Origin of the sequence: Leifsonia sp. CL147, from assembly GCF_900114565.1 — a bacterium.
Lineage (GTDB): Bacteria > Actinomycetota > Actinomycetes > Actinomycetales > Microbacteriaceae > Leifsonia.
The window spans coordinates 162,933-178,450 of record NZ_FOTM01000006.1; the positions used below are offsets into that span (position 1 = coordinate 162,933).

The 15,518-nt window shown below is 71.2% G+C and carries 14 protein-coding genes; 12 read left to right on the plus strand and 2 right to left on the minus strand.

The genetic code is table 11. The features are described 5' to 3' along the window. Positions 1-2: 2 nt before the first annotated feature. From hisH to BM287_RS07765, 10 genes are all read left to right on the plus strand, one after another. Positions 3-638: an imidazole glycerol phosphate synthase subunit HisH gene (hisH, locus tag BM287_RS07720; RefSeq protein ID WP_090037774.1), complete on the plus strand. Its 636-nt coding sequence runs from the start codon at positions 3-5 to the stop codon at positions 636-638. Positions 639-685: 47 nt separating this feature from the next. Beyond that, the gene (gene priA / locus BM287_RS07725; protein WP_090037395.1) at positions 686-1,432 is read left to right on the plus strand and encodes a bifunctional 1-(5-phosphoribosyl)-5-((5-phosphoribosylamino)methylideneamino)imidazole-4-carboxamide isomerase/phosphoribosylanthranilate isomerase PriA; all 747 of its coding nucleotides are present in this window, start codon (positions 686-688) and stop codon (positions 1,430-1,432) included. Continuing rightward, positions 1,416-2,396: an SseB family protein gene (locus BM287_RS07730; protein WP_090037393.1), complete on the plus strand. Its 981-nt coding sequence runs from the start codon at positions 1,416-1,418 to the stop codon at positions 2,394-2,396. Before priA ends, BM287_RS07730 begins: the two co-directional genes overlap by 17 nt. Before the next feature lie 64 nt (positions 2,397-2,460). Continuing rightward, entirely contained in the window at positions 2,461-3,027 is a 567-nt protein-coding gene (locus tag BM287_RS07735) for an HhH-GPD-type base excision DNA repair protein (protein ID WP_090037390.1), read from the plus strand. A gap of 160 nt (positions 3,028-3,187) precedes the next feature. Beyond that, positions 3,188-6,805, plus strand: a complete 3,618-nt coding sequence (locus BM287_RS07740) for a TM0106 family RecB-like putative nuclease (RefSeq protein WP_090037387.1) — start codon at positions 3,188-3,190, stop codon at positions 6,803-6,805. A gap of 161 nt (positions 6,806-6,966) precedes the next feature. Then, positions 6,967-7,374, plus strand: coding sequence for a helix-turn-helix transcriptional regulator (locus tag BM287_RS07745; protein ID WP_090037385.1), 408 nt, complete (start codon positions 6,967-6,969; stop codon positions 7,372-7,374). Positions 7,375-7,483: 109 nt separating this feature from the next. Further along, positions 7,484-7,906 (plus strand): VOC family protein, encoded by a 423-nt coding sequence (locus BM287_RS07750; protein WP_090037382.1) that lies wholly within the window; start codon positions 7,484-7,486, stop codon positions 7,904-7,906. A 183-nt stretch (positions 7,907-8,089) separates the two neighbouring features. Next, positions 8,090-9,037: a MetQ/NlpA family ABC transporter substrate-binding protein gene (locus BM287_RS07755; protein WP_090037379.1), complete on the plus strand. Its 948-nt coding sequence runs from the start codon at positions 8,090-8,092 to the stop codon at positions 9,035-9,037. After that, a complete protein-coding gene (locus BM287_RS07760) occupies positions 9,037-10,080 on the plus strand; it encodes a methionine ABC transporter ATP-binding protein (RefSeq protein WP_090037376.1) in 1,044 nt (347 codons plus the stop codon). The genes BM287_RS07755 and BM287_RS07760 overlap by 1 nt, the downstream gene beginning before the upstream one ends. After that, entirely contained in the window at positions 10,077-10,736 is a 660-nt protein-coding gene (locus BM287_RS07765; RefSeq protein ID WP_090037374.1) for a methionine ABC transporter permease, read from the plus strand. Before BM287_RS07760 ends, BM287_RS07765 begins: the two co-directional genes overlap by 4 nt. A 21-nt stretch (positions 10,737-10,757) precedes the next feature. Here BM287_RS07765 and BM287_RS07770 read toward each other — a convergent pair whose 3' ends face one another. Then, entirely contained in the window at positions 10,758-12,014 is a 1,257-nt protein-coding gene (locus tag BM287_RS07770) for a citrate synthase (protein ID WP_244528017.1), read from the minus strand. A gap of 19 nt (positions 12,015-12,033) precedes the next feature. On the opposite strand from BM287_RS07770, the gene BM287_RS07775 reads away from it, so the two are divergent. Next, positions 12,034-13,206, plus strand: a complete 1,173-nt coding sequence (locus BM287_RS07775) for a citrate/2-methylcitrate synthase (protein WP_090037370.1) — start codon at positions 12,034-12,036, stop codon at positions 13,204-13,206. Between the two features lie 166 nt (positions 13,207-13,372). Here BM287_RS07775 and BM287_RS07780 read toward each other — a convergent pair whose 3' ends face one another. After that, the gene (locus BM287_RS07780; RefSeq protein ID WP_244528018.1) at positions 13,373-14,923 is read right to left on the minus strand and encodes a bifunctional phosphatase PAP2/diacylglycerol kinase family protein; all 1,551 of its coding nucleotides are present in this window, start codon (positions 14,921-14,923) and stop codon (positions 13,373-13,375) included. 114 nt (positions 14,924-15,037) lie between these two features. Between BM287_RS07780 and BM287_RS07785 the strand changes: the two genes are divergently transcribed. Further along, positions 15,038-15,481, plus strand: coding sequence for a hypothetical protein (locus BM287_RS07785; RefSeq protein WP_090037369.1), 444 nt, complete (start codon positions 15,038-15,040; stop codon positions 15,479-15,481). The last annotated feature ends 37 nt before the right edge of the window (positions 15,482-15,518 follow it).

The following is a 15,518-nucleotide window of genomic DNA, read 5'->3' on the forward strand; positions in this document are numbered from 1 at the left end:
CCCTGGGCCGGACGCCGGAGGTCGTCGTCTTCGATTACGGGACGGGCAACGTCCACTCGGCGGTCAAGGCCGTGGAGGCCGCCGGCGCGCGGGTCGAGCTGACCGGCAACCGGAAGCGTGCGCAGGAGGCCGACGGGCTGCTGGTCCCGGGCGTCGGCGCGTTCGCCGCGGTCACGCAGGCCCTCCGCGCCTCCCACGGCGACGAGGTCATCGACCGGCGTCTCGCCGGGGGCCGTCCGGTGCTCGGCATCTGCGTCGGCATGCAGGTCATGTTCGAGCGGGGCGTGGAGCACGGCGTCGAGACCGAAGGCCTCGGCGAGTGGCCGGGAACGGTCGAGCGGCTCCACGCCGAGGTGGTTCCGCACATGGGCTGGAACACCGTCCGGACGCCCCAGGACTCCGCCCTCTTCGCGGGGCTCGAGGACGAGCGCTTCTACTTCGTCCACTCCTACGCCGCTCAGGTCTGGACGCTGGAGACCACCCCTCCGTTCCCGGAGCCGCGAGTGACCTGGGCCGAGCACGGCTCGCCGTTCATCGCCGCCGTCGAGAACGGGCCGCTGAGCGCGACGCAATTCCACCCCGAGAAGTCCGGCCGCGCCGGCATCCAGCTGCTCCGCAACTGGATCGGCTCGCTCTAGCCCCGGGTGCACCCCCTCCGCATGCGCGGACCGACACGAGGAACCACATGACCGATCTTCTCAGCACGCCCCCACTCGTCCTCCTTCCCGCGGTCGATGTGGCCGATGGCCAGGCCGTGCGCCTCACCCAGGGCGAGGCGGGCAGCGAGACCAGCTACGGGGACCCGGTGGATGCGGCCGCCGAGTGGGCGGACGCGGGCGCCGAGTGGATCCACCTCGTCGACCTCGACGCCGCGTTCGGCCGGGGCGAGAACCGTTCGTTGCTGAAGCGTGTCATCCACCACGTCCACGGCGTGAAGATCGAGCTGTCGGGCGGCATCCGCGACGACGCATCGCTGGCGCAGGCCCTCGAGGCGGGCGCCACCCGCGTCAACCTGGGGACCGCCGCGCTGGAGAACCCGGAGTGGGCGGCCAGTGCGATCAGCGAGTACGGCGAGGCGATCGCGGTGGGACTGGATGTGCGCGGCACGACGCTCGCGGCGCGCGGGTGGACGCGCGAGGGCGGCGACCTGTGGGAGGTGCTCGACCGGCTGGAGGACGCGGGGTGTGCCCGCTATGTCGTCACGGACGTCACCAAGGACGGCACGCTGCGCGGCCCCAACCTCGACCTCCTGCGCCTGGTGCTCGATCGGACGGAGCGTCCCGTCGTGGCGTCGGGCGGCATCTCCAACCTCGACGACATCGCGGCCCTGCGCGAGCTCGTTCCGCTGGGGCTCGAGGGCGCGATCGTCGGGAAGGCGCTCTACGCCGGCGCGTTCACGCTGCCCGAGGCGCTGGATGTCGCCGGGCGATGACGCGGTGTCGCCGGGCGATGACGCGGTGTCGCCGGGCGATGACGCGGTGTCGCCGGACGGTGACGCGGTGTCGCCCGCGGGCGGCGCGGAGCCAGGCGGCGACGCCGAGCCGGAGGGCGACGCGGTCCCGGAGAGCGTGACCGACGCATCCACGCAGGCACCGCGTCCCAGCGATACCGGCGCCGCACGGCTGGCGGGTTTCGCCGCTTCGCTCGCGGACTCCGCCGGCCAGTCGTGGGAGGGCCGGCATTTCGAGGACGCGCCCTTCGCCGACGATGACGGCTCGGCTCCTCCCGCGCTCCTCGCCGCACTGGTTGCGTTCCGTGCCGGACAGGCGGGTGCCGAAGCCGTCGTGGACGCTCTGCGCGATGCGCGACTGCTCGTTCCTCTGATGGCGGAGCTGGGCGAGGAGGGCGAGAACGCGGCCGGGATGCTCGTCGACAAGACGCAGGAGCTGTCCATCGTCACCGTGGCGGGCCCGGATGGACGGACGGTGCAACCGGTCTTCACGTCCGTCACCGCGCTGCGGGCCTGGAATCCCGCTGCCCGCCCCGTCCCGACCGCGGGGCGGCGGGTGGCGCTCGCCGCCGCGGCGGAGGGCACCGAGCTGATCGTCCTCGACCCGACGTCCGAGACGGAGTTCGTGCTGCGCCGCCCGGCGGTGTGGGCGGTGGCGCAGGGCGCCCCTTGGCTGCCGAGCGACCGCGACCCGGGGGTGGCGGAGGCGTTCCGCGCCTCCATCGGCCCGGAGCTCGGGGTCCATGAGGTCACCCTCGTCGCGGGAGACCCGGCCAGTCGGCTCGCAGGCGAGGAGCTCGTGGTGCGGCTGGCGCTCGCGGCGGGTCTGACGCGCGAGGAGCTGGATGCGATCCTCGCCCGGCTCGCGCAGCGCTGGGCGGCGGACGACGTGATCACCACCCGGGTGGACTCGCTCCGGGTGCAGCTGGTGGCATCCCAGGACTGACTCCGCGCCTGACCGCTGCTGACCGCTGTGGCGGCGGTCCGGTCGCGGGTGGCAGCATGAGTCCATGGCTCTGAACATCACCGGCGATCCTGAAGCGGACGCCCTCCTCGACCAGTCGCCGTTCGCTCTGCTGACCGGGATGCTGCTGGACCAGCAGGTGCCGATGGAGACCGCGTTCGCCGGCCCCGCCAAACTCCGCGACCGGCTCGGGTCGCTCGACCCGGCGACGGTTTCCGGGACCGATCCCGAGCACCTCGCGGAGGTGATGAAGCAGACGCCGGCGGTGCACCGGTTCCCGGGGTCGATGGCCGCTCGGGTGCAGGCGCTCGCGGCGGCGATCGTCTCGGACTGGGGAGGCGACACGGCGGCGATCTGGACGCAGGGGGAGCCCGACGGGGCCGAAGTGCTGCGCCGCCTCAAGGCCCTTCCGGGATTCGGCGAGCAGAAGGCCAAGATCTTCCTCGCCCTGCTCGGCAAGCAGAAGGGGCTGAGTGCCGCCGGCTGGCAGGAAGCGGCCGGCGACTACGGGATGCCCGGGTACCGCTCGGTGGCGGACATCGTCGACGCCGAATCGCTCACGCGCGTCCGCGAGCACAAGCGTGCGATGAAGGCCGCAGCGAAGGGCCACTGACCACAGGAGGCCAAACCGCTCGCCTCGCAGGCCCGGCCTGTGGATAAGGTCGCTGTGTCGGTGGTCGCCGATAGTCTCGCAGGGCGGGTGACGGGATGGTCGCCCACCACGGCGGTCAGCCGTGCTGAGCTGCCGGCATCGTCCGGCAAAGGAGGTCGCCGTGTTCCTGCTCGACGGGATCATCGTCACGAGCGCCAGTGACCTCACCGAGGCGTCCAAGTGCGAGTTCGCCTTCCTCCGGACGGTCGACGTCAAGCTCGGTCGCCTCGAGAAGACCGAGGTGATCGAAGACCCGATGTATATGCGGTCGTCGCGGATGGGCGACGAGCACGAGCACCGCATCCTGGAGCGGTACCGCGAGCGGTTCGGCGCCGGCGTCGCCGAGATCGAGCGTCCGCCGCAGCTGACGGGGGAGTCGCTGGCGGAGGCCGTCAGGCGTACGTCCGAGGCATTCGAGCGCGGGGCGCAGGTCGTGTTCCAGGCGACCTTCTTCGACGGATCGTTCGTCGGTTTCGCCGACTTCGTCGTCCGGATGCCCGATGGCCGGTACCGCGTGCAGGATTCCAAGCTCGCGCGCAGCGCACGGGTCACGGCGCTGCTGCAGCTGGCCGCCTATGCGGAGCAGCTGCGGGGGATGGGTGTAGACGTCGACGACACGGTCGAGCTGCTGCTCGGCGACGGCTCGGTCAGCGAGCACTCACTGGCCGACATCGAGCCGGTGTACCGGAAGCGGCGCGCCCGGCTGCTGTCCATCATCCACGAGCACGTCGCCGATGCGGGACCGGTCGCCTGGGGCGATCCGCGATTCACCGTGGACGGTCGCTGCGACACGTGCGACGCCGAGGTGCAGGAGTCGCGGGATGTCCTCCTCGTCGCCGGGATGCGCGTGACCCAGCGCGAGCACCTGCTCGCGGCGGGCATCGCGACGATCGACGCGCTCGCCGCATCCAGCGGAGCGATCGACGGCATCCCCGAGGGGACGCTCGACGGACTGAGGGAGCAGGCGCGGCTGCAGCTGCAGGCGGCGCCCGGGAGCCCGCCGCCGATCCGCGTCTTCAACGCTCCCGTGCTCGCCGTCCTGCCGCAGCCCGATGCCGGCGACATCTTCTTCGACTTCGAAGGCGATCCCCTCTATACGGAGGGAGCGGGCGAACGGTGGAACCTCGACTACCTCTTCGGCCTGGTCGATCAGGAGGAGCGTTTCACCGCCTTCTGGGCGCATGACTTCGCGGCCGAGAGGGTGGCCCTGGAGGCGTTCCTCGCGTTCGTGCGAGAGCGCCGGGCACAGCACCCGGGCATGCACATCTACCACTACGCCGCCTACGAGCAGACGCATCTGCTCGCCCTGGCCGCACGGCACGGCGTCGGCGAGGAGGAGGTGGACGGCCTGCTGCGCGACAACGTGATGGTCGACCTCTATCCGCTCGTGCGCAAGGCGGTGCGTATCGGTTCGCGCTCGTACTCGATCAAGAAGCTCGAGCCGCTCTACATGGGCGACGAGCTGCGCGAGAGTGAGGTGACCAACGGCGCCGATTCCATCACCGAGTACGCGAACGCTCGCGATCTCCTCGCCCTCGGCCGCCTCGACGAGGCGCAGCAGCTCCTCGACGACATCGGGCAGTACAACCGCTACGACTGCGTCTCGACCCTGCGCTTGCGCGACTGGTTGATCGCCCGCGCGGAGGAGAACGGCGTCCCGATCGGCACGGCGCCGATGGAGGAGACCGAGCTGGCGGCCGAGGAGTCGCCGCTGCGCGCCGGTCTCCTGGCCTTCGCGGGCGACCCGCTCGATCCGGGCCGCAGTCCCGATCGTCGCGCGATGGCGCTCGCCGCGGCGGCGATCGACTTCCACCGGCGCGAGCAGAAGAGCTTCTGGCAGTCCCACTTCGCGCGCCTCGTCCAGCCCATCGAGGAATGGGCCGAGACCCGCGACGTCCTGGTTGTCGAGAAGGCGGCCGTGATCCGCGACTGGTACTGCGACGAAGGGCAGCGCGTCGAGCGGCGGGAACTGCTGCTCTCGGGGTCGTGGGGCGCGGGCAGTACGGTCCGGGTCAGCGAGCGCACCGGCCCCTTTCTGCTCTACGAGTACCCGGGTCCGTTCCGGCAGTCGCGCGCACAGCCCGGATCGCGGGCGGCACGCACGGTCTCGGTGATCGACGCGCTCCCGGACGGGTCGATCGTCGTCCGGGAGACGCTTCCGCCCGAGGTCCCGCCGTACAGCGAGCTCCCGAGCGCGCTCACGCCCTCTGCTCCGCCGGATTCCCGAAGGCTGGGGGAGGCGATCCGCGAGTGGGGGACCGCGCTCCTGATCGCCCGTCACCATGAGGCCTGGCCGGTGGACGCGACGATCGACCTGTTGCGGCGCACGCCGCCGCGGACACGGTCGGGGAGTTTGACGCCGGAGGATGCCGTAGGCCCGGAGCGACCGGAGACTTCGCGGTCGCAGACGTCGCGATCGGAGACGTCGCGATCGGAGACTTCGCGATCGGAGCCGAAGAGCGACGACGGAGACGGACGGATCGAGGCCGTCGTGGCGAGCCTCCTCGACCTCGACCGGTCGTACCTCGCCGTCCAGGGCCCGCCCGGGACGGGCAAGTCGTACCTCGGCGCTCACGTCATCGCCCGCCTCGTCGCGGAGCACGGCTGGAAGGTCGGGGTGGTGGCGCAATCGCACGCGGTCGTCGAGAACCTCCTCGACCGCGTGGTGACCGCCGGGCTCGATGCCTCGATGGTCGGGAAGGCGCCGGGATCCGCCAGCGGCGGACCGAAGGCGGAGGATGCCGGCGCCGACGTCGAGACCGAGGTCACGCATCGTTTCACCTGGCTGCCTGCGAACGGGCACCTCGAGTTCGCCGGCGTCAACGAGGAGCGCGGCTTCGTGCTCGGCGGAACGGCGTGGGACTTCGCCAACGCGGCCCGTGTGCCGCGGGGCAGCCTCGACCTCGTCGTCATCGACGAGGCCGGCCAGTTCTCGCTCGCCTCGACCATCGCGGTCGGCGTCGCTGCGAAGAACCTGCTGCTGCTCGGAGACCCGCAGCAACTGCCGCAGGTCAGCCAGGGGCGACATCCCGAACCGGTGGACGGCTCGGCGCTCGGATGGGTGAGCGACGGGCACGACGTCCTACCGCCCGAGTACGGGTACTTCCTCGCGGAGACGCGGCGGATGCATCCGGCCCTCGCGGAAGCCGTTTCAGTGTTGTCGTACGAAGGCAAACTCCGGGCCCACGCGTGCGCGTCGGAGCGCGAGTTGAGCGGGGTGGCCCCGGGAGTGCATCCCGTGCCCGTCCTCCACGTGGGGAACTCCACGGCGTCGCCGGAGGAGGCGGAGATCGTCGTCGACCTGGTACGCGACCTCCTCGGACGCTCCTGGACCGACCCGGAGACCGGGCGGGACGACGACCCGCTCGGCGAGGACGACGTGATCGTCGTCACGCCGTACAACGCACAGCTGGCCGAGGTGCGAGCCCTCCTCGACGCCGAGGGCTACCGCGGGGTGCGGGTCGGTACGGTCGACAAATTCCAGGGGCAGGAGGCGGCGGTCGCCATCGTCAGTCTCGCCGCATCGTCCGCGGTCGACGTGCCGCGCGGCATGTCGTTCCTGCTGATGAAGAACCGGCTCAACGTGGCCATCTCGCGGGCGAAATGGTCCGCCTACCTCGTGCACTCGCCCGAACTGACGGAGTTCCTGCCGACGACGCCGGCCGGCGTGGGGGAGCTGAGCGCGTTCATCCGCCTCGTCGAGCCGGCGGACCGGCCGGCGGTCATCGCCGTGGGGTAACGCGCACAGTGGGGTAGCGGCACAGTGGGGTAGCTGCACAGTGGGGTAGTGCGAGGTGACGGGCCGTTCGTCGGTGGCGCCCGGACATTCGGCTCGCATCGGACAGCCCGCCGGCCTCCGGAGGCCTGCCCGGCGGGTGCGGGCGGTGTTACGCTCGGGGCGTGTCACCGGAAGAGCTGCAGACGCTGGCGCACCTGCGCCGGGCCCGGGACCTGATCGACCGCGACTACGCCAAGCCGCTCGACGTCCCGACCATGGCGTCCCGCGCCTACATGTCGCCCTCGCACTTCTCGCGGCAGTTCCGGGCCGCCTACGGCGAGACCCCGTACAGCTACCTCATGACCCGCCGCATCGAGCGGGCGATGGCGCTCCTCCGCGGCGGGATGAGCGTCACCGACGCCTGCATGGCCGTCGGCTGTACCTCGCTCGGCTCCTTCAGCTCCAAGTTCAGCGAGGTCGTCGGGATGACGCCGACCGAGTACCGGGCTCGCGAGCATGCGGCAGTGCTCGCCATGCCGGACTGCATCGCGAAGGAACGCACCCGTCCGGTCCGCTCGCGGGCCGTCTGAGCGCGGTCGGCCGCGTCGGGGTCCGTCCACAGACCGCATCCGTGACCGCTTCTCCACAGAAAGCAGTTTTGGAGAAGCGCCCCTGCTGGCCTCTTCCTAGAGTCGAGTCATGACCACTTCACTCCAGTACTCGCAGATCACCGTCCTCGACCCCGAGGAGTCGCTCGCCTTCTACCGCGACGCCCTGGGTCTCGACGTCATCCAGGATGTCACCTCCGGTGACCACCGCTGGATCACGCTCGGTGTCGCCGGCGACGACGGCGCGTCCGTCGTCCTCAGCGACCCGCACGCCGGCCGCTCCCAGGCCGATGGCGACGCGCTGCAGCAGCTCGTCGTCAAGGGCTCCCTCGGTCCGATCGTCTTCCGCACCGACGACCTCGATGCCGCATTCGAGAAGGTGCGGGCGGCCGGCGCCGAAGTGCTCCAGGAGCCGATCGACCAGCCGTGGGGTCCGCGGGACTGCGCCTTCCGCGACCCGTCGGGCAATATGGTCCGGATCCTGCAGGCCGCCCCGGCCACGCAGAACGCCTGATCGCCGGAGCGGACCCGGCGCACCGACACCCTGGTGGGCCGGATCCCCGCGTGCCGCCACCCGGAACGACATCGGTGTCATAGTTCGCAAGACGTTTTGACCCATGTCCCAGGCTCGCGAGAGGCTCGGTGTGCCGCCAACCGTCCGCCGGCACCCCTTCCCCTTCACGAGAGAGGCACAGCCATGTCCGACGCCACCCCACCCACCCCCGCACTTCCGGAGAAGCCGAAGCGCTCGCGCACCGGCTGGTTCGTCGGAATCGGCATCGCCGTCGTCGCCGTGATCGCGGCGGTCGTACTCGTCGTCGTGAATCTCACCGGTTCGGGCAGCGCGACGGCGAAGACCGTCACCGTGAAGATCGGCACGACCGAGGCGTCCTCCCCGTACTGGCCCGTCCTCAAGCAGGAGGCGGCCAAGGAGGGCATCGACATCCAGACCGTGAACTTCCGCGACTACACGCAGGCGAACCCGGCGCTGGCCGACGGCCAGATCGACCTCAACCTGTTCCAGCACCTGCAGTTCCTCGCCAACTACGACGTGCAGACCAAGCAGGATCTGGTCCCGATCGGTTCGACGCTCGTCGTCCCGCTCCCGCTGTACTCGAAGAAGCACGCGAGCGTCCAGGACATCCCTCAGGGCGGCACCATCGCCATCCCGAACGATGCCACCAACCAGGCGCGCGCCCTCCTCGTGCTGCAGAAGGCGGGCCTCCTGAAGCTGAAGAACGGCGGGAGCACGCTCGCGACTCCGGCTGACATCGAGGCCTCGGCGTCCAAGGTGACGGTGATCCCGGTGGATGCGGCCCAGACGGCGCCTGCGCTCGGCTCTGCGGACGGTGCCATCGTGAACAACAACTTCGCGCTGACCGCAGGCATCGATCCCAAGTCGGCGATCTTCCAGGACGACCCGACGTCGAAGACGGCCGAGCCCTATGTCAACGCCTTCGTCGCCCGCGCGAAGGACAAGGACAACGCGACGTACAAGAAGATCGCCGAGCTCTACCACACGAAGGCCGTCACGGATGCGGTCCTCGCGGAGTCCAAGAACACCGCGGTCATCGTCCAGCGGCCCGAATCCGACCTGATCGGCATCCTCGACGGACTGAAGAAGACCATCCAGGCGGCGAAGTAGTGCCGGCGAGCGACACCGCGGCTCCCATCATCGAGTTCCGTGGCGTCACCAAGAGCTTCGGCTCGGGTGACGCCGCGGTTCCCGCCGTCGACCGACTCGATCTGGAGATCGGACGCGGTGAGATCTTCGGCATCATCGGCTACTCGGGAGCCGGGAAGAGCACGCTGGTGCGACTGATCAACGCGCTGGAGCATCCGACCGCCGGCTCGGTGATCGTCGAGGGCCGCGACCTGACCACGCTCACCGAGCGCGAGCTGCGCCGGGTCCGCGCGGGCATCGGCATGATCTTCCAGCAGTTCAATCTGTTCCGTTCCCGCACGGTGTTCGGCAATGTCGCGTACCCGCTGAAGGTCGCGGGCTGGCCCGCGGACAAGCGCAAGCAGCGGGTCGCCGAACTGCTCGCCTTCGTCGGCTTGACCGAGAAGGCGTGGAGCTATCCCGACCAGTTGTCCGGCGGGCAGAAGCAGCGCGTCGGAATCGCCCGGGCCCTCGCTACGAACCCCGACATCCTGCTCGCCGACGAGGCGACGAGCGCGCTCGATCCCGAGACCACGTCTGACGTCCTGGCTCTGCTCAAGCGGGTCAACCGCGAGCTCGGGGTCACGATCGTCGTCATCACGCACGAGATGGAGGTGGTCCGCTCCATCGCGGATCGCGTTGCGGTGCTCGACGCCGGGCGCGTGATCGAGTCGGGCAGCGTCTTCCAGGTGTTCTCCGACCCTCGGACCCCGACCGCGCAGCGCTTCGTCGGCACCGTGCTGCGCAACCGGCCGGGCGAGGCCGACATCGAGCGACTGCGCGGCAAGCACGCCGGCCGCATCGTGTCCGCGCGCATCCACGACGACGGCCGGCTCGGCTCCGTGCTGTCGGATGCGGTCGGACGGCACAATGTCCGCTTCGAGATCGTCTACGGCGGCATCTCGGCGCTGCAGGGCCGCTCGTTCGGCAGTCTCACCCTCGAGCTGCTCGGCGAGCCGGCGGACGTGGATGCACTGATCGCCGACCTCCGCTCGGTGACCGAGGTCGAGGAGGTGGCCGCATGACCGAGTGGCCGACCCTGTGGCCCGTGTACCTCCAGTCCATCGGGCAGACGCTCTGGATGGTCGTCGCGACGCTCGTCCTCGGTGGCATCCTGGGCCTCGCCCTCGGCGTCCTCCTCTACACCACCCGTCGCGGCGGGCTGCTGGAGAACCGGGCGTTGTCCGCCGTCCTCAACGTGGTGGTGAACTTCATCCGGCCGATCCCGTTCATCATCTTCATGACCGCGATCGCGCCGCTCACGCAGCTCGTCCTCGGCACGTTCCTGGGAACGCCGGCGGCGATTTTCCCGATGACGATCGCCGCGACGTTCGGCATCTCGCGGATCGTGGAGCAGAACCTCGTCACCATCGAGCCGGGCGTCATCGAGGCGGCGCGGGCGATGGGGTCGAGCCCGTGGCGCATCATCACGACGCTGCTCATCCCGGAGGCTCTCGGCCCGCTCATCCTCGGCTACACGTTCATCTTCGTCGCGATCGTGGACCTGTCTGCGATCGCCGGCAGCATCGGCGGGGGTGGCCTCGGCGACTTCGCGATCTCCTACGGCTACCAGCGGTACAACTGGGCGGTCACCTGGATCGCGGTCATCACGATCGTGGTGCTCGTGCAGGCGGCGCAGTTCCTCGGCAACTGGCTGGCGCGCAAGGCACTGCGCCGCTGACCTCAGCGCCCTGGAGAATCGTCACGGACCGATGTAGCGCCCGACCGGACGCAGCCGCAGGGGCGGTTGCGCGTACTCGTGGAGGGCGTGCACCACCCAGCCGATCGCACGCGCGGTGGCGAACACGACCTCGCCGGCATCGTCGCGCATCCCGAGCGCCAGTGCCAGCGCGCCCAGTGCGAGGTCGACGTTGGGACGGCCTCCGGTCCGGTCCCCGATGACGCCGGACACGGCCTCCACCGCCGCCGAGACGGCCGCGTGCCGTTCATCGCCGGCGAGCATCCCGAGCAGGATGCGCGCCCGCGGGTCGCCGTCGGGGTAGAGCGGCTGGCCGAAACCGGGAACCGGCCCGTGGGTGCTCACGACGGTGTCGGTGATCGCGCGCGCGGGGTCCTCGCCGCGCGCGACCCGTTCGAGCAGGCGGTACGCGGCGCGGCTGGCGTTGCCGTGCAGCGGCGAGTCGAGCGCACCGAGTCCGGCGATGACGACGCCGTAGGGCGTGGCCCGCGCCGAAGCCGCGGCGCGGGCGGCGAGGGTCGACACGGCGATGTCGTGGTCGAGCAGCACCACGAGGGCCGCGTTGAGCAGCTCGACGTCGGCCCGGGATGGTGCCGTGCCGGTCAGGCGGGCGAAGAGCCGTCGGGCGAGCGGATCCGGGGTCGTCGTGTCTGATTCCGGGTCGGCGTGGCCGCGCTCGGGCAGGACCGCCACCATCCCGGCGACCAGCCGCTCGGCAGCTGTCGCGACCACCGCCGGATCGATGGAGGCGCGCAGCGGATCCGCCGCCGCGAATGCACTGACCGCGACGAGTTGTCGATCGCGGTCGCCGGCGGAGGCCGGGAGTGCGTCCGCGAGCACGCGCGCCACCTCCACTCCTGCACCCGGCGTGAACCGCGCCGCCGCATCCCAGTCGCCGGTGAGAGCCCAGCGCGCGACCGTCTCGAAGCTCTCGCCCGCGAGCTCGGCGACCGGCCGGCCCCGGTAGGCGAGCTCGCCGTCCTCGATCAGAGCGAAGCTCGTCTCGATGACCATGAGCGGACGGCCTTCGGAGTGGGCCGTCCCGGTCACGGTGCGACGGCGCCTCCCCGCGGCGAACCGTTCGACCTCGAGCGGGTCGAAGCTGGATCCGTCCGCGTTGCGCTCGCGGCCGAGCCGGCCCCGGGCGACGTAGGCGTACAGGGTCTCGAGCTTGACGCCGAGGCGCTCGGCGGTCTGTTCGGCGGTCAAACGCGGCAGCGCATCCATATTGATCCGATCAACGTTGACGAGGTGTTGCATCCACGCTCACACTACCGGTATGGACAGGATGGACGACACCCTCATCGATGTGCCCCGCGGGCTCACCAACGTGGTCGCGGCGAGGACCGAACTCGGCGATGTGCGCGGGCACGAGGGCTTTTACCACTACCGGCAGTACTCCGCCGTCGACCTCGCCCGCGAGCGGACCTTCGAGGAGGCATGGCACCTGCTCCTCTTCGGCGGCCTGCCGTCTGCGGACGAGCTGGAGGCGTTCCGCGCCCGCATCCGCGCCTCGCGCGGCATCCCGGCGGGCGTCAGCGCGATGCTGCCCGCGATTGCACGCCTCACAGCGGAGGGTGACGGTCTCGCCGGCCTCCGCATGGCCCTTGCCGCCGTCGCCGCCGCGGATCATGAGCGCCCGCTCTACGACGAGGGGCCGGATCAGCGCCTCGACGATGCGATCCGCGTCGCCGCCGTGACGCCCGTGCTGCTCGCGTCCCTTCACGCGCTCGCGGAAGGGCGGGAACCGCTGCCGCCGCGCGACGATCTCGGACACGTCGCCAGCTACCTCTACCTGGTGACCGGCCGGGTGCCGACGCCGCAGCAGGAGCACGCGCTGAGCGCCTACATGACAGCGGCGATCGACCACGGGTTCAACGCATCCACGTTCACCGCCCGCGTCATCGCCTCGACCGGCGCCGACCTGTCCTCGGCGGTTGTGGGCGCGCTGGGCGCCCTCGCGGGTCCGCTGCACGGAGGCGCACCCAGCCGGGCATTGGACACACTGGATGAGATCGGCACGCCGGACCGGACGGACGAGTGGGTGCGGCGCACGCTCGCGGACGGCGGCCGGGTCATGGGGTTCGGCCACGCGGTCTATCGGACGGAGGACCCGCGCTCGCGGATGCTCCGCGAGTTCGCGCAAGGGTTCGGGGGACCGCGCGTGGAGTTCGCCGTCCAGGTCGAGCGGCGCGTGCAGGAGCTCCTGGCCGAGTTGAAGCCCGGACGCGAGCTGCACACGAACGTGGAGTTCTACGCCGGCGTCGTCATGGAACTCTGCGGGATCCCTCGCTCCCTGTTCACGCCGACGTTCGCGGCGGCCCGTGTCGTCGGGTGGACGGCGCACATCCTCGAGCAGGCGGCCGACGGCAAGATCCTGCGCCCGTCGTCACGTTACGTGGGCCCCGCCGCGCCCGAACCCCTGCCGACCCGCCTGCCGGTCCCCTCCTGACGCCCCAGGCGACATTCGTCACGAATGTTGCCCTGGGAGGCCGCGAGGGCGACATTCGTGACGAATGTTGCGTTGGGAGGGCGCGAGGGCGACATTCGTGACGAATGTTGCGTTGGGAGGCCGCGGGGGCGACATTCGTGACGAATGTTGCGTCGGGAGGGCGCGACTACGCGCGCGGCGAGTACACCCGCAGTGCGCCCGGCCGGATGCGGACCGTGAGCCGCTTCGGCTCGCCCGGCGTCGCGGTCGATGCCTCGCCGTCGTGCGCGTACCCGGGGTCCTCGCCGCGGGCCGCGATGGTGATCTCCGGCACGGTCCGCGCGTCCAGCGCCGGGGGCCCCTGCAGGAACGGCAGGCGGGCGACCAGCGCGTCGGTCCGCCCGCCGAAGGCCAGCGCGACCGCGCCCCGCGTGCGCGGGCGTCCGCCGGCGAACAGGATGCGCACATCCAGCAGATGGTCGTCCAGTCGCCGGCGCTCGATCGGCGCGACCGTGACCGGGTAGTAGCGATCGACGCCGACGAAGACCGACCAGACCTGCCTGCGCTGTCCGTCGATCTCCACTTCGAGGGGGCTGCTGCGCCGAACCACCCGGATGGCGGCGACGAGTGCCGCGATCGGCTTGCCCAGCCGCTTCTCGTGCTTTTCGCGCTCCTCGACGAAGGAGGGATAGATCCCCACCGAGGCCGTGTTGAGCACCGTCCGGGTCTCGCCGTCGGCGAACCCGAGGTCCGCCACGTCGACCTCCCGTCCGCTGCCGGCGGCGAGGGCGCCGAGTGCCGCATCGACCGAGTCGAGCAGGGCCGCCTTGGCGAAGTGGTTGAACGTTCCGCCGGGGAGCACGAGCAGCGGGAGGCCGGCGGCGCGCGCCTCCTGCGCCACCGCGGCGACGGTCCCGTCCCCTCCGTAGACTCCGAGCACGGCGGGCGGCGACGGTGAGCCGAGCTCCCGCTGGATGACGGCCGAGGCATCCTCGCCGTCGCTCAGTTCGTGGATGCGCGCCTGAGGCAGCCGCTCGCGGAGCAGCGGACCCGGGGCCGGCCGGATGAGACCGCGTCCGGACGTGGAGTTCACCACGAGGAAGACGCCCTCGCCGGTTTCCGTGGCAGGCAGTCCGACCATCCGCGCGGTCGGGGGATCGCGCCGCACGACCGGCTTCACGGCGGGCGCGACCGCCCGTAGAGCCAGGGCTGCGCCCGCTCCGATGGCGGCCCCTCCCGCGACATCCGACATCCAGTGGGCTCCGGTGTGCAGCCGGGAGTAGCCGACGCCTGCGGCGACCGGTGCAAGTGCGGCCCCGGCAGCCGGCCACTCCAGTCCGACGCCGGTGGCGAAGGCGGCGGCGCTCGCCGTATGGCCGGAGGGGAACGACGGCGAGGTCGGGGAGCGTTCGAGGCGCCGGGCGATCGGGATGGACGTGAGCGCCGGACGGTCGCCGCCGATCAGCCGCTTGCCGATCACGTTGGCCGAAAGGCTCGCGAGGCCGAGGGACGCGAGTCCGCGCACCGCCGCACGCGGACGTCCCAGCACCAGCAGCGCGGCGGCCACGCCGAACCAGAGCTTGCCGTGGTTGGCGGCCCGGGTCATGCCGCGCCAGAACCCGTCGGACGCAGCCCCCGTGGTGCGGGCGTTGATGCGTGCCGCGACCCGCGCATCCATCCGTTTCAGGCGGGCGGGGAGCGGGATGCGCCGGTGCGGTCGGTGACGGGAGGCGGCCATGTCGTCAATGTACGCCGACGCGCGCGGGGCACATCGACCCTCGTCCCGCGCATCCACGCGCCCACGCACGCGTCGCCGCCCACGCCTGCCCGCGCGGGCGATAGGATCGACGGCGTGAGCACGCACGTCATCTCCCAGCCCCATGATCCCCAGGCCGTCGTCCCCGGCAGCGACGAGCACGGCTCGCTCGTCCGCAGCCTGAGCACGACCCTGCCGACCGCACTCGGCAACCTGCTCGCCACCATCGTGGTGCTGGTCTCACTGGTCCTCGGGATCTGGAGCCTCGTCGCGACCTGGTCGGGCCACGCCGGCTCCTTCCTCCCCTTCTTCCAGGTCACCGTCGCGGCGACCGTCGTGTCGTTGAACGCGCTGTACGCGCGGCGCACCTTCAGCTACGTGATCACGCTCATCGGCGCGATCCTCTGGCTCTGGGTGTCCGTGACGCCGTTCCTGCCGTTCTTCCAGGTGCTGCTGCAGGCCGTCACCGTGGTGATCATGCTCGGCGGCGTCGTGTTCTCGACCGCGGCCGTGCACCTCAGCAAGCAGCCGCGGTTCTGACCGGCGCCGGCGAGGTCGCAGGGCGAGACGGCCCCGC